The sequence below is a fragment of the Klebsiella sp. X13 genome (assembly GCF_003323835.1).
GTDB classification, from domain to species: Bacteria; Pseudomonadota; Gammaproteobacteria; order Enterobacterales; family Enterobacteriaceae; genus Klebsiella; species Klebsiella ornithinolytica.
In genome coordinates, this window is sequence record NZ_CP030874.1 from 1,579,999 (window position 1) to 1,600,176 (window position 20,178).

Here is a 20,178-nt window from a genome sequence, read left to right on the forward strand (position 1 = left end):
GCAGCGTTACTCTTTGTCGGTGGCGCTCAGAGAAACGGAAGACAGGTAGTTCAGCAGCGCGATATCGTTTTCCACGCCCAGCTTCATCATCGCCGATTTCTTCTGGCTGCTGATGGTTTTAATGCTGCGGTTCAGCTTTTTGGCAATCTCGGTCACGAGAAACCCTTCGGCGAACAGGCGTAGCACTTCGCTCTCTTTCGGCGACAGGCGCTTGTCGCCGTAACCGCTGGCGCTGATTTTTTCCAGCAGGCGCGAAACGCTTTCCGGGGTGAATTTTTTGCCTTTCTGCAGCGCCGCCAGCGCTTTAGGCAGATCGGTCGGGGCGCCTTGTTTCAGCACGATCCCTTCGATATCCAGATCCAGCACTGCGCTAAGGATCGCCGGGTTGTTGTTCATCGTCAGAACGATGATAGACAGATCCGGAAAATGGCGTTTGATGTATTTGATCAACGTGATCCCGTCGCCGTATTTATCGCCAGGCATCGACAGGTCGGTAATCAAAACGTGTGCGTCTAATTTAGGAAGATTATTGATAAGTGCCGTTGAATCTTCAAATTCGCCGACTACGTTGACCCATTCGATTTGCTCAAGGGATTTACGAATACCGAACAGTACGATCGGGTGGTCATCGGCAATAATTACGTTCATAGTGTTCATGTATTAGGCTACCTTGCTACAGCAAGCTCTTGACGTAAACGTCAATGTCGCTGATATATTTTTCTATGCCTTGCGCATCTTTCTCGCGAATCAGATGCTCAAGCGTTTCACATAACTGTTTGCCGGGTATCAGATTAAGCATAGCAAACGCCCCTTTGAGGCGGTGCGCTGTCTGCGCCAGCGCAGCTAAATCGCTCGTTGCCAGTTCAGTATACAGCCTCTTAACATCATCCGGAACTGTGTCGGCAAACAGTGCGTAATAGCCGCTGGCATGGAGTTCGGCGTTACTTTCGCTTCCCGCAGAGGGAGATTGCCCCTCTTCCTGCGCCAGCTGCTGTTCAATCAGTTGCAGAATCGCTTCCTGCATAGCCGTGCTGATATTAAAATTGACACGCAGCTGGCCTGGGCCAATTTTGCGTATCCCGACCTCATCATCGCTTAAAAGCAAGCCCGAAGCAGTAAGATTAGACGGATTATCCGTTAAAAAGAGATCGTATTCTTGACTTGCCAGCCTTTCATCCGGCGTGATGCAGGTTGCTCCCCAGCTTTCGAGCTGGCGCACCACAATCCGGCGGACCTCATTGGCGGTAATATCGAGCATCACCACGACATCATCCAGCAGATGTTCGCCGGAATCGCTCTCTTCTTCGCTGGCCGGCATTTTGAGATGGAGAGAATAGCGGGTTCCCAGCGACTCGCGCGCCTTGATGTTCATCTGACCGCCAAGCCTGCGCGTCAGGCGATCGCAGAGCCAGAAGGTGAGGGCGTTGGCTTTACCATACAGGTCGGACTGGGTCTCGTTCAGGAACGGGAAGTGCATATTGTCGATTTCATTGCCGGAAACGCCGTTGCCGGTATCCAGAATACGGAAGGTCAGCCGGTCGTCAGCGGACTCATCTTTACTCACTTCAAGCGTGATTTTGCCAATTTGCGTCGTGGTCACCGAGTATTGAATGAGTAACAGCAGCGTGCGGCGCAGCGCATCGCGATCGCCATAGCGTTGTTCATTGGCCGGCAGCGCATTGTTGATCAGCAGCTGCAGACCTTTGCGTTTAATGATCGGCAGCACCTCAGGCACCACTTCATCGATCAGCTCCTGAATGGAGAACAGCCCAGGATTACTTTTCCAGCTGTCGCTCTCCAGAAGATTCGCCAGCTGAATTTCATCGACCAGCTGTACCAGCTGGTCAGCATGCTGCGCAAGCTGAAGGCTTTGGGCAATCCCAATGGCAGCCGCTTCTTCGGCCAGGCTCTGCGCCGGCTGTTTTAAGGCGCTGCCGATATGCTGCATAAATGCAATGCGCCCCTGCTGGTTTTTCTCGTACAGGCGCTGGGCCTGTTTCAGTTTTTTATTGACCAGAACCTCCCGGTCCTGATCGCGAATAATGAAGATCTGCGTCCGCGGCGCGACCTGGCTGCGATACTGACGTATTTCATACAGCTCGTTATTGATTGTCGCCTGGATAACCCCCTGATGCTGATCGGCCATGTTGGTGATGTTTTGCAGATTGAGGTGCGGCAGGAGATGATCGGCAATCGGGTTACTGATAATTGTACGGTTGGCTTCCTGATCGTGAACCAGCAGCCCCAGCGGCAGCAGCGAGACGATCTCTTCGTTAATGGCGCGCAGGGTGCGCAATTCGCTATTGGCGGCGGGAGAGACGGCGGTACCGGTCTGACGGCCGCGGCCATTGTAATGGCGAAACGTCGTAAAACCGAACAGCGTTAACGCCAGCAGGCCGATAATCAGCAGCAGCGGCAGGAGAACGTTCTGCAGTGACTCCAGCAGCAGCGACCCGAAGGGAACCACCCAGATCAGGCGCATACCGGTGGTGCTAATGCTGGTGATGATCTCAATTCGCGCCCCGTTAAAGTCGATATTAACGCTATCGGTGGCCTCTTTTTCCGGGTTGCTGACCGCGCTTTGCGCCGGGTCGGGTTCAATACGGAAATTATCCAGCGGCATGCCGGGCGGAATCAGGTCGTTAATCGGCAGGTCAAAGGCGACAACGGTTGCCAGGTGGCCCGGCTGGTTAAAGGTGGTGCGCAGGGTAAAATAGTGGCCATTCTGCCAGGAGAGGCGGCGCAGAGAGGAAAAGGTTTCCCTCTCGTCCAGGGTGTTTGCCTGCAGCAGCATTTCTGCGCGACGGGATTCAACCACGCTGGTAATCGTTGACTCTTTAAAGCTGGATGACAGATCTTTCAGCGGCAGCGTCGACACAAGGATCAGACTGTTATCCAGACCATTCAGATAGTACATCGACCAGGGGATGGTTTCCGCTCCCCACAAGATGTCGAGGTAGCTGGACATTTTCTGCGTCATCTCCAGGGTGGAGCTGTCGTGGGATCCAAAGATCAGCGCTTCGGTTTTCCGCCGCGGTTTTTCCAGGTAGTAAACATCCTGCTTCAACCGCGTTTCTTGCAGGCCATCGCTGACGGTGCTGGAAGGGGTGGCGGCGATATTGTCGTAAATCTGCCAGGTTGCGTAGCGCCAGGTATCGATGCGTTTATGCAGCGCGTGGCTGACATCAATGACCTGATAACTTTTATCTTTCAGCCAGGTATTGACCGCGCTTTGGATCATAACACCCATGGTCGCCAGCAGGACGATGACCATTAAAATGAAGAAGCGGGTGATGCTGCCTGGCATCAGGGAGAATTTTTTCTGGGTCATCGTGTGACGGAGCGACTCATCAAGGTTTGTAAGCAGGGCATCGCCCCAGGTAGCTGCTAGCAGAGTGAATACGCTAAGCAGTATAAAGGCTAATTTATCAAATCCATACTACAGATTGCGGTTCTGCAATTTTTTTTAATCGTAAGAATTATCTTAAAAAATCGCGCGCAATAAGATGTACACCAGGGCGAACCTTGTACAATTATTTACCCGTTTCTGGCAATAAATAGCACTAAATAACAAGAAATTATCTGGATAAGACTTTACTCACTTGCGAGGTGATTGATTAATAACCGTTATTTTTTTCCGTGGATATCGCCGGGTAATTAAAGTTATGTAAAGAAGGGTAAAAAAAAACCGAATGCGAGGCATCCGGTTGAAATAGGGGTAAACAGACATTCAGAACTGAATGACGGTAATAAATAAAGTTAATGATGATAGCGAGAGTTATTCTAGTCGCCGGGGTGGATTTTGTTTTGTCATTCAGTGCTATACATGAAACAACGTGTAACTGCATGAACTTCATTGAAAAAATTTATTTTCTTGATTATTGGTGCTTATTTTAGTGCTTTTTAGCGATGAAGAAAAGTTCCCCCGTGTTTACAATTTGAAACATCTTGTGCGCATTTTGAAACACCTTAGAAGTTTTCGTATCATATTCTTGTTGGATTATTCTGCATTTTACAGCACAATGAATATAGCCGACTGATTAGAAGGGTAATCAGTAAGCAGTGGCAATAATAAAAGGCATATAACAAACAGAGGGTTAATAACATGAAAGTTAAAGTACTGTCCCTCCTGGTACCGGCTCTGCTGGTAGCAGGCGCAGCGAATGCGGCTGAAATTTATAACAAAGACGGCAACAAATTAGACCTGTACGGTAAAATCGACGGTCTGCACTATTTCTCTGACGACAAGAGCGTTGACGGCGACCAGACCTACATGCGTGTAGGCGTTAAAGGCGAAACTCAGATCAATGACCAGCTGACCGGTTACGGCCAGTGGGAATACAACGTTCAGGCGAACAACACTGAAAGCTCAAGCGATCAGGCATGGACTCGTCTGGCGTTTGCTGGTCTGAAATTTGGCGACGCGGGCTCTTTCGACTACGGTCGTAACTACGGCGTTGTTTACGACGTAACTTCCTGGACCGACGTTCTGCCGGAATTCGGCGGCGACACCTACGGTTCTGACAACTTCCTGCAGTCCCGTGCTAACGGCGTTGCAACCTACCGTAACTCTGACTTCTTCGGTCTGGTTGACGGCCTGAACTTTGCTCTGCAGTATCAGGGTAAAAACGGCAGCGTTAGCGGCGAAGGCGCAACCAACAACGGTCGTGGCGCTCTGAAACAGAACGGCGACGGTTTCGGTACTTCCGTAACTTATGACATCTGGGACGGCATCAGCGCTGGTTTCGCTTACAGCCACTCCAAACGTACTGATGATCAGAACTCTCTGTCCAAAGGTCGTGGTGATAACGCTGAAACCTACACCGGTGGTCTGAAATACGACGCGAACAACGTTTACCTGGCAACTCAGTACACCCAGACCTACAACGCGACCCGTTTCAGCGGTAATGGCAATGCAGACGCTATTAGCGGTTATGCAAACAAAGCGCAGAACTTCGAAGTGGTTGCTCAGTACCAGTTCGACTTCGGTCTGCGTCCGTCCGTTGCTTACCTGCAGTCTAAAGGTAAGGACATCGAAGGTTTCGGCGATCAGGATATCCTGAAATACGTTGACCTGGGTGCGACCTACTACTTCAACAAAAACATGTCTACCTACGTTGATTACAAAATCAACCTGCTGGACGACAATGAATTCACCCGTCGTGCCGGTATCTCTACCGACGACGTGGTTGCTCTGGGCCTGGTTTACCAGTTCTAAGCACGCTGAAGTGACGAAAAAGGCGCCTCTGGCGCCTTTTTTTATGCCCGGTTTAACCTCGCTGGTGTAATCTTGCTGCCTTAGCAAGAGGAACCTGATTGTATGGATATCACTTTTTTCCGTAGCGCGCTGTTCAGCGTCTGCGTACTGCTTTCCGGCTGCGATTCAGCCACAACTCCCACTGCGCCAAAAAGTGCCGCGACCGTACTGGATGGTAAGACGATGGGCACATTCTGGCGGGTCAGCGTCATTGGCGTTGATGAAGCCAAAGCCGAGGCGCTGCGACAGAAGGTCCAGGCGCAGCTCGATGCCGACGATCGTCTGCTCTCCACCTGGAAGAACGATTCTGCGCTGATGCGCTTTAACCATGCCACCACGACCGAGCCGTGGCCGGTCAGCGAAGCGATGGCTGATATTGTCACTCTCTCGCTGCGCATCGGCGCCAAAACCGCGGGCGCCATGGATATTACGGTGGGGCCGCTGGTGAACCTCTGGGGGTTTGGCCCCGACAAGCAACCGGTTAAAACGCCGGATCCTCAGCAGATCGCCGCCGCGAAAGCGCGCACGGGGCTCCAGCATCTGACGGTCATTAACCACGCGGATCGGCAATATCTGCAAAAAGACATCCCGGATCTGTTTGTCGATCTCTCCACCGTTGGCGAAGGCTATGCCGCCGATCATCTGGCTCGCCTGATGGAGCAGGAGGGCATTTCCCGCTACCTGGTTTCGGTCGGCGGGGCGTTGGTCAGCCGGGGAATGAACGGCGACGGGCAGCCGTGGCGGGTGGCCATCCAGAAACCAACCGATCGCGAAAATGCCGTGCAGGCGATTGTTGATATCAACGGACATGGGATCAGCACCTCCGGCAGCTATCGCAACTACTATGAGCTGGACGGTAAACGTATTTCCCACGTTATCGATCCGCAAACCGGCCGGCCGATTGACCATAAGCTGGTCTCGGTCACGGTCATCGCCCCAACGGCGCTGGAAGCGGACGGCTGGGATACCGGCCTGATGGTGTTGGGGCCGGAAAGGGCGCAGGAAGTGGTGCGCCAGCAGGGGCTGGCGGTTTACATGATCGTCAAAGAGGGCGACGGGTTTACAACCTGGATGTCGCCGCAGTTCCGCACTTTCCTCGTCGGCGAAAAGAATTAAACAGCAAGATTTCGGGTTTTTTTCATCGGGCGCGGATTCAGACTGACGATACACTTAAAGCAGGAGCCCGTTATGAAACCGATAATTGCTGATACCGACGATCGCCGCTGGCAGGCGGTGTGCGATCGCGATGTGCGAGCCGATGGTCAGTTTGTCTTTGCCGTACTGACCACCGGTATCTGTTGCCGCCCGTCCTGCCGTTCGCGGCGAGCGCTGCGGGAGAATGTGCGCTTTTACCCCGCGGTTGAGGCGGCGATCGCCGCTGGCTTTCGTCCTTGTAAGCGCTGCCAGCCGGATAAACGCGATCCGCAGCAGCAGAAGGTGGACAAAGTCACCCGGGCCTGTCGCCTGCTGGAACAGGAATCGCCCGTGACCCTTGAGGCACTGGCGCAGGAACTGGCGGTCAGCCCCTTTCATTTTCATCGTTTATTCAAATCCGTCACCGGAATGACGCCGAAAGCCTGGCAACAGGCATGGCGTGCGCGACGTTTGCGCGAAGCGCTGGGGCAGGGGGAAAAAGTGACGCCCGCCGTGCTAGCGGCAGGCTTTCCCGGAGGCAGCAGTTATTATCGTCAGGCGGATGCCGCGCTTGGGATGACCGCCCGCCAGTTTCGCCGCGGCGGCGAGGATACCGACATTATCTATACTGTCGGCGACTGCGCGGTCGGCCGCTGCCTGGTTGCGGAAAGTGAACGGGGGGTGTGCGCCGTTTTACCAGGGGAAGAGGACGCAGCGCTGCTTGATGCGTTATCCCGTCTCTTCCCTCACGCCCGGCTTCTGCCGGGGGATGCGCATTTTTGCCAGCGGGTAGCCGAGGTTTTCGCCCATCTGGACGATCCTCGCAAGGCCGTTAATCTACCGCTGGATCTGCGCGGTACCGCGTTTCAGCTGCGCGTCTGGCAGGCGTTGCGCCAGATCCCGGCAGGAGAGACCCGCAGCTATCGTCAGGTCGCGCAGAGCATTGGCCAACCCCGTGCGGTGAGAGCCGTGGCAGGCGCCTGCGCGGCCAATAAACTCGCCATTGTTATCCCGTGCCATCGGGTGGTCCGCGAGGGCGGGGTGCTCTCAGGCTATCGCTGGGGAACGGCCCGTAAAGCGCAATTGCTGGCCCGGGAAGCGCAAACCGAGGAGAAGTGATGCTCGATTTATTCGCCGATACGCCCCCCTGGCAGGAGCCGCTGGCGCCGGGGGCCACCATTCTGCGGCGCTTCGCCCACCGGCGCGCGGCGGCGTTGCTGCAGGCGATAATGCAGGTCGCCAGCCGCTCGCCGTTTCGTCAAATGGTGACGCCGGGAGGCTATACCATGTCGGTGGCGATGACCAACTGCGGCAGAGTGGGCTGGACCACCGATATGCACGGCTACCTCTATGCTCCTGACGATCCGTTAACCGGTCAGCGCTGGCCGTCGATGCCGACGATCTTTCGTCAACTGGCTGCGGAGGCGGCGCTTGCCTGCGGCTATCCTGATTTTGCTCCCGATGCCTGTCTGATTAACCGCTATCAGCCCGGGGCAAAGCTGTCTCTGCATCAGGATAAAGATGAACGCGATCTGCGGGCGCCTATTGTGTCGGTGTCACTGGGGCTGCCCGCCGTGTTTCAGTTTGGCGGTCTGCGGCGCAGCGATCCGCTGCAGCGCGTGCTGCTGGAGCATGGCGATGTGGTGGTCTGGGGGGGAGAATCGCGCCTGTTTTACCACGGTATCCAGCCGCTGAAAGAGGGCGACCATCCGCAGACCGGCGCCTGTCGCTATAACCTCACCTTCCGTCTTGCCGGTGCGAGAGAACAAAAATAAGAATTATTCTTGATGTCATGGGCGAGCAGTTTAAACTGCTGGCTGTTTTGCTGCCCGGATTGTGAGTTATGGAACTTCTGCTGCTTGTCTGGCGCCAGTATCGCTGGCCGTTTATCTCCGTCATTGCCCTGAGTCTGCTCAGTGCGGCGCTGGGAATCGGGCTTATTGCCTTTATTAATCTGCGTCTGATGACCGTGGTCGATACCTCGCTGGCGGTGCTGCCGGAATTTCTCGGTTTGTTGCTGCTGCTGATGGTCGTGACGCTGGGTTCCCAGCTGGCCCTGACCACCCTGGGCCACCATTTTGTCTTCCGCCTGCGCGGCGAATTTATCAAACGCATCCTTGATACCCAAATCGAAAAGGTCGAGAAGATCGGTAGCGCTTCGCTGCTTGCCGGTTTAACCAGCGACATTCGCAATATCACCATCGCTTTTGTGCGCCTGCCGGAGCTGGTGCAGGGGATTATCCTGACCTTTGGTTCCGCCGCCTATCTGGCGTGGCTGTCGGGCAAAATGATGATGGTGACCGCGCTGTGGATGGCGCTGACCATCTGGGGCGGGTTTGTGCTGGTGGCTCGCGTCTACAGGCATATGGCGACGCTGCGGGAAACGGAAGACAAGCTGTACCACGACTACCAGACGGTGCTGGAGGGGCGCAAAGAGTTAACCCTTAACCGGGAACGCGCGGAATACGTGTTTAATCAGCTTTATTTGCCGGATGCCCGCGAATATCGTCACCATATTATCCGCGCCGATACGTTCCATCTCAGCGCGGTGAACTGGTCGAATATTATGATGCTGGGGGCCATCGGACTGGTGTTCTGGATGGCAAACAGCCTCGGCTGGGCGAATACCGCGGTGGCGGCGACCTACTCGCTGACTCTGCTGTTCCTGCGCACGCCGCTGCTCTCGGCGGTCGGAGCGCTGCCGACATTGCTCAGCGCCCAGGTGGCGTTCAACAAGCTGAATACCTTCTCGCTGGCACCGTATCGCGCCGACTTCCCGCAGCCGGAACCGCACCCGCACTGGCAGACTCTGGAGCTGCGCGACGTCTGCTTCCACTATCCGGATAACAGCTTTGCTGTCGGGCCGATTAACCTGACCCTGCAGCGCGGCGAGCTGGTGTTTTTAATTGGCGGCAACGGCAGCGGTAAATCGACGCTGGCGATGCTGCTGACCGGGCTGTATCAACCGGCTTCCGGGCAGATTCTGCTCGATGGCCAGCCGCTTGCGGCAGACAAGCCCGAAGATTACCGCAAGCTTTTTTCGGCGGTCTTTACCGATGTCTGGCTGTTCGATCGGCTGCTGGGGCCCGGCGGCAAAGCGGCGGACTCCGCGCTGGTTGACCAGTGGATGGCGTACCTGAAAATGACGCATAAACTGCAGCTGGATAACGGCAGGATTGTCGATTTGAAGCTGTCGAAAGGGCAGAAAAAACGCGTTGCGCTGCTGCTGGCGCTGGCGGAGGAGCGGGATATCATTCTGCTTGATGAGTGGGCGGCGGATCAGGACCCGCATTTCCGGCGCGAGTTTTACCAGCAGCTGCTGCCGCTGCTGCAGCAAATGGGGAAAACCGTTTTCGCCATTAGCCACGACGATCACTACTTCCAGCATGCCGACCGCCTGCTGGAGATGCGAAGCGGCCAGCTGACAGAACTGACGGGAGAAGAGCGCGAGCTGGCTACCCGGGATGCGGTGGCCCGCACCGCCTGATTGATCGCGTCGCCGGCTCGCCGGCGGCGCGGTTGTTGATTTTTCCGCCGCCTGAACGCGGCGACGGTTATTTTTTCTCCCTCCCCGCGCTATGCTTATGGCTCCTGGCCTGCCACATGTTCTCAAAAGGATTGCCTGACCGATGTCCGTTTCGCATAAAAAAAGTGCCAGATTACGTGATGAAGAGCGTGCCCGCCTTATCTGGCTGCTGACCACCGATAAAGCCGTCACCTCGGCGCTGCTGGGAAAGCTGACGCTTGCTGAACGCTATGACGACGGCACGCTGGCAGACGATCTGGCGGAGGTCGAGGTGCTGGTCTCTCACCTGCCGCCACCGGACCTTGCCGATGCCCTCGAAGCGCTGCCGTACGACGGGCGTAATGCGCTCTGGCAGCTGGTCAGCAACGATAAACGCGGCGAGGTGCTGCTCGAGGCATCGGAAAACGTCTGGGGCGATCTCATCGATAAGATGAGCGACCACGAGCTGCTCGACGCGCTGCAAACCCTGGATATCGACGAACAGGTCTATCTGGTTCAGCACCTGCCGCGTAACCTGACCGGTCGCTTACTGGCGACGATGCCGCCGGATAAACGCGCGCGCGTCCGCCAGATTATGCGTTACGCCGACAATACCGTTGGGGCAATCATGGAGTTCGAAGTGATTGTCGTGCGTCCGGAAATGACGCTGGCGGCGGTACAGCGCTACCTGCGGCGGTTGGGCAAAATGCCGGCGAACACCGATAAGCTGTTTGTGACCACCCGCAATAAGCTTCTGCTGGGTGAGCTTCAGCTGCAAACGATTCTGCTCAATGCGGCGCAAAAACGGGTCGGCGACGTCATGGAAGGGGACCCGGTCACCTTCCAGCCGCACGAAGAGGCTGAAAAGGTGGCGCGTACCTTTGAACGTGACGACTTGATCAGCGCCGCGGTGATTGATGCAGAAGGGAAGCTGATGGGCCGTCTGACCATCGATGAGATTGTTGACGTCGTCTATGAAGAGACGGACAGCGATCTGCGCGGTATGGGCGGTCTGAGCAGCGAAGAGGATGTCTTTGCGCCGGTCAGCAAAGCGGTGAAGACCCGCTGGGCCTGGCTGGCGGTTAATCTGTGCACCGCCTTTATCGCCTCGCGGGTGATTGACGGGTTTGAACACACCATTTCACAGCTGGTGGCGCTTGCCTCACTGATGCCGATCGTCGCCGGGATCGGCGGCAACACCGGCAATCAGACGATCACCATGATCGTGCGCGCTATGGCATTACAGCACATTCAGCCCGGCAGCTTTTCGTTTCTGATTCTGCGCGAGATGGGCGTCGCGCTGATTAACGGCCTGGTATGGGGCGGGATCATGGGGGCGATCACCTGGTGGTTGTATCAGGACCCGCAGCTGGGCGGCGTGATGACGCTGGCGATGATGCTGAATCTGCTGATGGCCGCGATGATGGGGGTGATTATTCCGATGGTGATGGTCAAGCTGGGGCGCGATCCGGCGGTCGGCTCCAGCGTGATGATCACCGCGATCACCGACACCGGCGGCTTCTTTATTTTTCTCGGTCTGGCGACGATATTTCTGATGTAAGCGTCGGCCTGCTGCGCAGCCGGCGAGGAATCAGCGCCATCACTGCCAGTCCGGCCACAACGCCAATGGCCAGATTGCTGGTTCCGACCGTCGCGCCGACGGTCGCCAGCATAACCAGCGTTTCCGGCCACGGATGGCGCGCCACTTCCGCCGGCCGAATGCTGTGCCAGCTGAAGGTTTTTGCCGCCACAATCACCATCACTCCGGCCAGCACCACCATCGGAATTTTAGCCATCACTTCACTCAGCGCGGTGACCAGCAGCAGCAGTACAAGGCCTGCCGCAACGGTTGAGACGCGGCTTCGGCCCTTGCCCATTTCGACGTTAACGATGGTCTGCCCGATCATGGCGCAGCCGGCGATACCGCCGTACAATCCGGCGAGAATATTGGCGATGCCCAGCCCGGTGCTCTCGCGCGCTTTGCTGGATGGCGTGTGGGTCAGATCATCCACGAGTTTAGCCGTCAGCAGCGACTCCAGCAGGCCAACGAAGGCGATACTCAACGCGCAGGGCCAGATAATGCTCAGCGTGTGCAGATCGAGCGGTACCCGCAGAGCGGTAAGTCCGGGCAGTCCACCGCTCATAGTGCCTTCATCACCGACGGTGGGCAGCAGCTGGCCGCTGGTGACGGTAAACAAGGTCAGCAGGATGATGGCGATCAGCGGCGAAGGGATGGCTTTGATATAGCGTGGCGCCCACAGCACAATCAGCAGCGTCAGCACGAACAGGCCGAGGATCAGCGGCCGTGTGCTCCAGAAATGTGGCAGCTGGGCAAAAAAGATCAGTATCCCCAGCGCATTCACAAATCCGGTCATCACCGATTGCGGAATAAATCGCATCAGTCGGGCCATACCGCACAACCCAAACAAAATTTGAATAATACCAGCCAAAATGACAGCGGGCAGGATATAGCCCACGCCGTGTTGATGCACCATAGGGCCAATGACCAGCGCCACCGACCCCGCCGCTGCGGTGACCATGGCCGGTCTGCCGCCAAGCACCGACATCGCCAGACAGAGCACGACGGACGCAATCAGGCTGACTTTCGGGTCAACCCCGGCAATCACAGAAAAGGAGATAACCTCTGGAATCAGGGCCAGCGCGGTGAGTACGCCAGCCAGCGCTTCGCGGGTCAGTAGCGACGGCGAGCGTAATACATGGCGAAGCGCGCCGTTCGAAGAGGGTGGTGCGGGGTTGGTGGCCTGATGCATAAGCGTTTCGCTGGTAGATAAAAGCCGGAACCACGAGCCGGAGCTTGTGTGCGGTCTGTCACAAAACAGGGGATGATAGCGCGTGGACGTGACATATACCAGTACAAAATATGATTTAGCGTACACGTTTATTAAACATTTTTATAACAGATCTCAAAACTCAACTTAAATTTTAAACAATATTTAATTTTTTGATCTTCGGTGTTACCTTGATTCTCGATAATCGTTTCACCTGCGCTAAATCCAAAAGCGAGTAAAGTAAGGCTCAAATCCGATGAAGAAAAAGATGGCCGTACCCAGCTCACCGGCTGTTGGTTCAAATACACCTCGGACCAACACCCGCCATGAGCAAGAGACGGATGTATTGTTGATTGGCGGCGGCATCATGAGCGCCACGTTGGGAACCTGGCTTCAGGAACTTGAGCCGGACTGGTCTATTACCATGGTCGAGCAGATGTCCAGCGTGGCTGAAGAGAGCTCGAACGGCTGGAACAATGCGGGTACCGGTCATGCGGCTTTGATGGAGCTGAACTACACGCCACAAACCGCCAGTGGGATTAATATCGACAAAGCGGTCGATATCAACGAATCCTTCCACATCTCCCGGCAATTTTGGGCTCACCAGGTGACACGCGGCATACTCAGTAAGCCGAAATCGTTTATTAACAGCGTGCCGCACATGAGCTTTGTGTGGGGCGAAGACAATGTGAATTTCCTGCGCGCGCGTTACGCGGCGCTCCAGCAGAGTGAGCTGTTCCGCGGGATTCGCTATTCTGAAGATCATCAGCAGATCAAAGAGTGGGCGCCGCTGGTGATGGAAGGGCGCGATCCGCAGCAAAAAGTGGCCGCGACCCGCACCGAAGTCGGGACCGACGTCAACTACGGGGAAATCACCCGCCAGCTGATTGCCGGACTGCAGACCCATGATAACTTCTCTTTGCAGCTTGGTACCGTTGTGCGTCGCTTTAAGCGCAACGCGGACAAGAGCTGGACAGTGACCCTGGCCGATGCCGATAATCGTCGCCAGAAGCGCGTTATTAAAGCCAAATTTATCTTTATTGGCGCCGGCGGCGCCGCGCTGACGCTGCTTCAGGAAACCGGTATTCCTCAGGCGAAAGAGTACGCGGGCTTCCCGGTGGGGGGACAGTTCCTGGTGTGCGAAAACCCGGAGGTGGTGAACCATCATCTGGCGAAAGTCTATGGCCAGGCCGAAGTGGGCGCGCCGCCGATGTCGGTTCCGCATATCGATACGCGGATTATCGATGGCAAGCGGGTAGTACTGTTTGGACCGTTCGCGACTTTCTCGACCCGCTTCCTGAAAAATGGTTCGCTGTGGGATCTGCTGGCATCAACCAACACCTCGAATATTCTGCCGATGCTCAATGTCGGTCTGGATAACTTCGATCTGGTGAAATATCTGATTAGCCAGGTGATGCAGAAAGATAACGATCGTCACGAGGCGCTGCGCGAATACTATCCGGAAGCGAATAAAGAGGACTGGCGCTTGTGGCAGGCCGGCCAGCGCGTACAGATTATCAAACGCAACGGTAAGAAGGGCGTACTGCGTCTGGGCACGGAAGTGGTCAGCGATGACGAAGGTACCGTTGCAGCGCTGCTGGGAGCTTCTCCGGGAGCATCGACGGCGGCGCCTATCATGCTACAGCTGATGGAGAAGGTCTTTAAAGAGAAGGTGCAGTCGGCCGCCTGGCAGGCGAAACTGAAAGAGATCGTTCCCTCCTACGGTCTGCGTCTGGATGGTAACCCGGCGGCGATTGAACAGGCGCTGGCGTGGACCAGTGAAGTACTGCAGCTGCATTACGAGCCGGTAGCGGTGGTTGATCAGGTCCCGCTGGCGGAGCTGAAGCCGCTCTCCGGTGACAAACCTATGGCGGATATTGCGCTGTAGAACGACATCCGGCGGCTGATGCCGCCGGATAGTGACAGTTTATCGCTTCGCGTTAGCGTACAACGGCATTGCCGATGGTTTCGTCTGCTTTCCAGATTCGGTATTTCACTTCGACGTTATCTGGGGTGTAGACCACGATGGGCAGCTTGCTGTTGTAGCGCAGCATGGCATCATCACCCAAGCCTGCCAGCACAAATTTACGCTCTTTTTTGCCGTCCGGGCAGGCCATCATGGTTGAAACCGGTCCGGTCACTTTATCAAAAACGTAGTAATCGTAACCCCAGCCTTCCAGCGTTTTGCTTTCCAGTTGACCGCCGAGGCGATGGCGGTTGCAGTCAACCTCAAGGGTCTGGCCGATCATCAGCTCGACTTTAAATGCGGATTCGTCCTGCTGCTGCGGCAGCTGAATCACCTGACGCTTCATGCCTTTTTCCGCCTTCGGATAGGGGGCGACCTTTTCCAGAGGCTGTTCAGCGGCCAGCGCGCTGGTGGAAACACAGGCAACGGCCAGCAGAGAAACAGCAAGCGTAGAGATTTTCTTCACGATTCATCATCCTTTGTTATCGATCTTTAACGGCAAAAGACTAGCACTCTTTTGCCTAATGGTAAGAATAATTTACCATTATTTTCATATATTGTGGTCTTATTGACTGGCTTTATTGGCTGGTTTGCAAGTATTCACTACCCACATTCACTCTCTGAGCGAAAGGTTCTTTGGGTATCCCTGACGGGATATTGCCGCCAACGGCAACCGGCAACCCGGCGTTAATAATCATCAGCAAGCGAAGACGTTTTCAGGTGCGATGATTCCAGTCCGACCGGCCAATACCCGCGAATAAGGGGCGCTATAACAGTAACAGAAGGGGAGACGGGGGAAGCGAAATGCTCCCCCCGATGCCTACTCATCGCGACTGACTTTTCCTTCCTCGATGAACTCTTCATCGATTTCGTCGGTGTTGCCCGCGTGCTCGCGCCCCGATAGCAGATTCCAGCAGGCAATAAACAGGGCGGCGATCAGCGGCCCGATGACAAAGCCATTAATCCCATAAATCTCCATGCCGCCGAGGGTGGCAATCAAAATCAGATAGTCCGGCATTTTGGTATCTTTGCCCACCAGCAGCGGGCGCAGAATATTATCCACCAGGCCTATCACAATCACGAAGAAGCCGACGATAAACGCCCCTTGCCATAGCTGATCGGTGGCAAACAGGAAGATGGCAGCCGGTACCCAGACTATGGCGGAACCGATCGCCGGAATCAGCGACAGAAACGCCATGATGGCGCCCCACAAAATGCTGCCGTCGAGGCCGGCGATAGAAAACGCGATGCCGCCAAGTATCCCCTGGGCGAGGGCGACGGCGGCGGTACCTTTTACGGTTGCCCGTGATACGGCGGCAAATTTGGCAAACAGATGCTGCTTAACGTAGTTAGACAGCGGCAGGGACTCAAGGATGAGCATGACCAGATAGGGGCCATCTTTGAGCAGGAAAAACAGCAGATACAGCATGATGCCGAAGCTAACGGTAAAGCCGAAAGTCCCTTTACCAATCAGGAACGCGCTGCCGGCCAGATATTGCCCGCCTTTCAGAGCGGCGTCAGAGAGCTGTTTCTGAATCTGCTCTGCGCTGTCAAGGTTATGTTCGGAGAGAAAGCTTCTGGCCCACTCAGGCAGATGGGCAAACAGATTGGCCACCACCACAGGAAACTGGGTGTCGTTATGCTGAAGCTGGGTGTAAACCAGGTTGAGCTCAATCGCCAGCGATGAAATGATGATCGCCAGCGGCGTGAAAACAATCAGGCAGATAATCACGACGGTCAACAACGAGGCCAGGCCATTGCGCTCCCCGAGGCGAGCACGCAACTTGTTCTTCACCGGGTTGAAGATGACCGACAGAATCGCGGCCCACAGTATGGCTGAATAATAGGGGGAAAGAACATTAAAAAAGGCGAGGCTGACCATCAGCAAAATCAGGATAAAAAATCCCTTCGTAAGTCCATTAACTCTCATATTAATTGTTCCGGTGTCAGGCAAGTACGACGAATAATAGAAGCTATTCTTCGATTTACAATCAGTAAGGTCGGAGTTTCTTCATCAGCAGTGCGGAAACGGGGATAGATTCGACCGCGGACCGCGACCGTGTCGGCGGGGTGATTCGGGCATTAAAAAACCCGCAGGCTCAGAGAGGATGCGGGTTCTTAAGGGGTTACCGGTTGTTAAGATAACTTACCGGTGAATGATTTGGTCGGCACGAGAGGATTTGAACCTCCGACCCCCGACACCCCATGACGGTGCGCTACCAGGCTGCGCTACGTGCCGACGTATGGAGGACAATATTACCCGTTCCCCGACCGAATGCAAGCCGGGGAACGGCTGATTGATTCATAATTAATCAATCAGTTAGCGATAAAGCGTTTTTCGTCAGTCAGGATCTGCAGCAGCAGGCTGAGCTGAGGTTTGCGGTTATCAATCTTTTTGCCGTCGCTGTTCCAGGTGCTGTAGGTGCCGTTGTGGTTCAGCACCACGGTCACCTCTGGCGACGTGACCGCCAGCGTATCGCCGTTGGCCGCCGTCACCCAGGCCCTACGACGCGCGGGGCTGAACAGGTCTTCACCCTGTGAATATTCGTTGGCAGGCGTGGAGACGTGCAGCAGGCGCTGCATCAGCGTCGTCATCACATCTTTGTTGCTGGTCAGCGTCGCGATGTTCTGCGCCGGAATCCCTGGCCAGTGAATAACCAGCGGAACCTGCAGCTGCTCCCGGGACCAGTCAAACTTACCGCACTGCGGATTCAACGGCATACCGTGCGCGGCGGTAATAATCACCACCGTATTATCCAGTTTTCCGGCATCGCTCAGGGCGCTCAGTACCCGGCTGATTTGGTTATCAACATCTCCCGCCGCACGGCTGTAGCGACGCGCGAAGTTTTGCTGCTGACTGTTATCCAGCGTGGTGCCGTTCAGCGAAATCCATGAGAACCAGCGGTTTTCATCCTGCGCATAGCGATTGAGCCAGCCAATCCACTGGTCCGCCGTTTGCTCATCGCTTTGCGTTTTCTCATTTGGCAGCGAGAAATCGGACAGCAGCGCCTGGCGATAGAGCGGACTGCTGAAACCATCGGAGGAGAACAGCCCCAGCTGATATCCCTGCTGGTTAAAGGCCGTAATCAACGCGGCCGGGATACGGGCTGACAGGACGCCATCCATATAGCCCGGCGAAATCCCGTAGAACAGGCCAAACATCCCGCTATCGGTGGTATTGCCGGAGCTCATATGCTGGGTAAAGTTGACGTTCTCTTGCGCGAAACGGGCCAGTTCCGGCATATTTTTCTCAAACCGCGAATAGTTCAGGTTATCGACGGTAATGAGCAGAACGTTGTAGCCAGCCCCCAGATCGCGATAGCGCAGGGTGCTCAGCGGATACTCAACGGAGACGGCTTCCGGCGCCCCCTGTTCTACCAGACGACGCTGGTAATCCTGGGCGTCGAGCAGGCCATGTTTCTCAAGGAAACGGCGGGCCGTCATCGGATAGGAGAGCGGCAGATTCGCCCGTTGCATGGTGATCGGGCGATAAAAATTCGCATCCGCCCAGATATAAATCAGGTGGCTGCTGATAAAAGAGAGAAAGAAAAACCAGGCGACAGGCCGGGCGTAGTGGCGGCGACGCGTCAGGCTACGCAGCTTCTGCCAGCTCCAGGTCGCAAACAGCATTTCCAGCAGAAAGATAATCGGCACGCTGATAAACATCAGCTGCCAGTCGCGCGCCATCTCATTCTGGTCAGGGTTGATGACCAGTTCCCAGACAATAGGGTTAAGATGCAGGTGGAAACGGGTAAAGACTTCGCTATCGATCAGCAGGAGCGTCATGCCCGCGGTCGCCAGAATGACCGACAGGAAGCGCATCAATCGCTGCGATACGACGATAAAGGTCAGCGGGAAGAGAATCAGGACATAGCTGGTAAATACCAGAAAACTGAAGTGACCCACGAGGCTGACATACGAGAAAATACGTCCGCCCAGAGTCGTGGGCCAGTCGGCGACAAAAAGATAGCGGCTGCCGAGCACCATGGCCAACAACATGTTGAACAGGGCGAACCAGTGCCCCCAGCTGACCATCTGGGAGATTTTTTCTCGGTAGGGCTGACGAAGAGTCACCATATACAGTTGTTGGTTATCCTTAGTGCGCCGGATCGTCGTTGATTGAAGACTGCAGAGCCTGGGCAAAAGAACGGGCGATAGCCTGACGCTGCGCCGGCGCGACGCTACTATTGATCAGGTTAGTCACCATATTGCCTAGCACCATCAGTGAAAGGTCAACGGGGGCTTTGTGTGTTTCCAGCACGTTGGTCAGCTCGCTAAGCAGCTGTTCGACGTGTTCATCACTATAGCGGGATAATTGCGGCATAAACTCAAAATCTGTTTGTTCGTGAAAGGGCAACATATTACCGTAGCAGCAGCTTTTTTTCCGCATTTTTTCGCCACGGCGCAAAAGCGCGCACGATCGCGAGTCTCTGGTCGTCGAAGAGTCACGCGGCGGTTGCGTCGCCGTCCCGGCGGTGGTTGAATACCGGCCGGTCTAAAAGGAGAGTTTAACATGAGTCTGGATATCGACCAGATTGCCCTGCATCAGTTAATTAAACGTGATGAACAAAACCTCGAACTGGTGCTGCGCGATTCCTTACTGGAGCCGAATGCGACGGTCGTGGAAATGATGGCCGAGCTGCATCGTGTCTACAGCGCTAAAAACAAGGCCTACGGTCTGTTTAACGAAGAGAGCGAGCTGGCGCAGGCCCTTCGCCTGCAGCGCCAGGGCGAAGAAGAATTTCTCCCGTTCAGCCGGGCGGCAACCGGCCGTCTGCGTGATGAACTGGCGAAATATCCTTTCGCAGAAGGCGGTATCGTTCTGTTCTGTCAGTATCGTTATCTGGCGGTTGAGTATCTGCTGGTGGCGGTGCTGAACAACCTGAGCAGTATGCGCGTTAATGAAGATCTGGATATCAGCTCAACCCACTATCTGGATATCAATCATGCCGATATTGTGGCGCGCATTGACTTAACTGAATGGGAAACCAATCCGGAGTCGACCCGCTACCTGACCTTCCTCAAAGGCCGGGTCGGGCGTAAAGTGGCCGATTTCTTTATGGACTTCCTCGGCGCCAGCGAAGGGCTGAATGCCAAAGCGCAGAACCGCGGCCTGCTCCAGGCGGTCGATGATTTCGCCTCCGATGCTCAGCTCGATAAGTCCGAACGGCAGAACGTTCGTCAGCAGGTATATGCTTATTGCAACGAGCAGCTGCAGGCGGGAGAAGAGATTGAACTGGAATCTTTATCCAAAGAGCTGGCCGGCGTCAGCGAGAAGAGCTTCCAGCAATTTACCGCTGAACAGGGGTATGAGCTGGAAGAGAGCTTCCCGGCGGATCGCAGCACGCTGCGTCAGTTAACCAAGTTTGCCGGCAGCGGCGGCGGGTTAACGATCAACTTTGATGCCATGCTGCTGGGCGAGCGGGTGTTCTGGGATCCGGCAACGGATACGCTGACCATCAAAGGCACGCCGCCTAACCTGCGCGATCAGCTGCAGCGTCGGACTTCCGGCGGTAGCTGATTCTCC

At 55.5% G+C, this 20,178-nt stretch carries 15 protein-coding genes and 1 tRNA gene; 8 read left to right on the plus strand and 8 right to left on the minus strand.

From position 1 onward, the window contains the following. Positions 1 to 6: 6 nt before the first annotated feature. Together rcsB and rcsD are read right to left on the minus strand one after the other, a co-directional pair. Positions 7 to 657, minus strand: a complete 651-nt coding sequence (rcsB, locus tag DSD31_RS07705) for a response regulator transcription factor RcsB (protein WP_002913007.1) — start codon at positions 655 to 657, stop codon at positions 7 to 9. 16 nt (positions 658 to 673) lie between these two features. Beyond that, positions 674 to 3,331 (minus strand): phosphotransferase RcsD, encoded by a 2,658-nt coding sequence (gene rcsD / locus DSD31_RS07710; RefSeq protein WP_015583820.1) that lies wholly within the window; start codon positions 3,329 to 3,331, stop codon positions 674 to 676. Positions 3,332 to 4,105: 774 nt separating this feature from the next. Here rcsD and DSD31_RS07720 point away from each other — a divergent pair. From DSD31_RS07720 to mgtE, 6 genes are all read left to right on the plus strand, one after another. Continuing rightward, positions 4,106 to 5,218, plus strand: coding sequence for a porin OmpC (locus DSD31_RS07720; RefSeq protein WP_004864882.1), 1,113 nt, complete (start codon positions 4,106 to 4,108; stop codon positions 5,216 to 5,218). Between the two features lie 102 nt (positions 5,219 to 5,320). Further along, entirely contained in the window at positions 5,321 to 6,373 is a 1,053-nt protein-coding gene (gene apbE, locus DSD31_RS07725) for an FAD:protein FMN transferase ApbE (RefSeq protein ID WP_015583821.1), read from the plus strand. 72 nt (positions 6,374 to 6,445) lie between these two features. Then, positions 6,446 to 7,510 (plus strand): bifunctional DNA-binding transcriptional regulator/O6-methylguanine-DNA methyltransferase Ada, encoded by a 1,065-nt coding sequence (ada, locus tag DSD31_RS07730; RefSeq protein ID WP_064359085.1) that lies wholly within the window; start codon positions 6,446 to 6,448, stop codon positions 7,508 to 7,510. Then, a complete protein-coding gene (gene alkB, locus DSD31_RS07735; protein WP_015583823.1) occupies positions 7,510 to 8,166 on the plus strand; it encodes a DNA oxidative demethylase AlkB in 657 nt (218 codons plus the stop codon). Before ada ends, alkB begins: the two co-directional genes overlap by 1 nt. A gap of 68 nt (positions 8,167 to 8,234) precedes the next feature. Next, positions 8,235 to 9,878, plus strand: coding sequence for a multidrug ABC transporter permease/ATP-binding protein (locus DSD31_RS07740; protein ID WP_004864873.1), 1,644 nt, complete (start codon positions 8,235 to 8,237; stop codon positions 9,876 to 9,878). Between the two features lie 142 nt (positions 9,879 to 10,020). After that, a complete protein-coding gene (gene mgtE, locus DSD31_RS07745; protein WP_004864871.1) occupies positions 10,021 to 11,457 on the plus strand; it encodes a magnesium transporter in 1,437 nt (478 codons plus the stop codon). Here the strand turns inward: mgtE and DSD31_RS07750 are convergent. Further along, positions 11,420 to 12,667 (minus strand): SulP family inorganic anion transporter, encoded by a 1,248-nt coding sequence (locus DSD31_RS07750; RefSeq protein ID WP_064356828.1) that lies wholly within the window; start codon positions 12,665 to 12,667, stop codon positions 11,420 to 11,422. The genes mgtE and DSD31_RS07750 overlap by 38 nt on opposite strands. A gap of 274 nt (positions 12,668 to 12,941) precedes the next feature. Between DSD31_RS07750 and mqo the strand changes: the two genes are divergently transcribed. After that, a complete protein-coding gene (gene mqo, locus DSD31_RS07755) occupies positions 12,942 to 14,573 on the plus strand; it encodes a malate dehydrogenase (quinone) (protein WP_015583824.1) in 1,632 nt (543 codons plus the stop codon). A gap of 52 nt (positions 14,574 to 14,625) precedes the next feature. Here mqo and eco read toward each other — a convergent pair whose 3' ends face one another. The 5 genes from eco to DSD31_RS07780 all read right to left on the minus strand — a co-directional run bounded on the left by eco (position 14,626) and on the right by DSD31_RS07780 (position 18,975). Continuing rightward, on the minus strand, positions 14,626 to 15,117 hold the full coding sequence (gene eco, locus DSD31_RS07760) for a serine protease inhibitor ecotin (RefSeq protein ID WP_004864866.1): 492 nt from the start codon (positions 15,115 to 15,117) through the stop codon (positions 14,626 to 14,628). Positions 15,118 to 15,471: 354 nt separating this feature from the next. Further along, positions 15,472 to 16,581, minus strand: a complete 1,110-nt coding sequence (locus DSD31_RS07765) for an AI-2E family transporter (protein ID WP_044349592.1) — start codon at positions 16,579 to 16,581, stop codon at positions 15,472 to 15,474. A gap of 232 nt (positions 16,582 to 16,813) precedes the next feature. Continuing rightward, positions 16,814 to 16,890 (minus strand) — tRNA-Pro (locus tag DSD31_RS07770). A 77-nt stretch (positions 16,891 to 16,967) separates the two neighbouring features. After that, on the minus strand, positions 16,968 to 18,728 hold the full coding sequence (gene yejM, locus DSD31_RS07775; RefSeq protein WP_113990928.1) for an LPS biosynthesis-modulating metalloenzyme YejM: 1,761 nt from the start codon (positions 18,726 to 18,728) through the stop codon (positions 16,968 to 16,970). 19 nt (positions 18,729 to 18,747) lie between these two features. Next, positions 18,748 to 18,975, minus strand: a complete 228-nt coding sequence (locus DSD31_RS07780) for a YejL family protein (protein ID WP_015583825.1) — start codon at positions 18,973 to 18,975, stop codon at positions 18,748 to 18,750. A gap of 189 nt (positions 18,976 to 19,164) precedes the next feature. On the opposite strand from DSD31_RS07780, the gene yejK reads away from it, so the two are divergent. After that, positions 19,165 to 20,172, plus strand: a complete 1,008-nt coding sequence (gene yejK, locus DSD31_RS07785) for a nucleoid-associated protein YejK (protein ID WP_004864857.1) — start codon at positions 19,165 to 19,167, stop codon at positions 20,170 to 20,172. Positions 20,173 to 20,178: the final 6 nt, after the last annotated feature.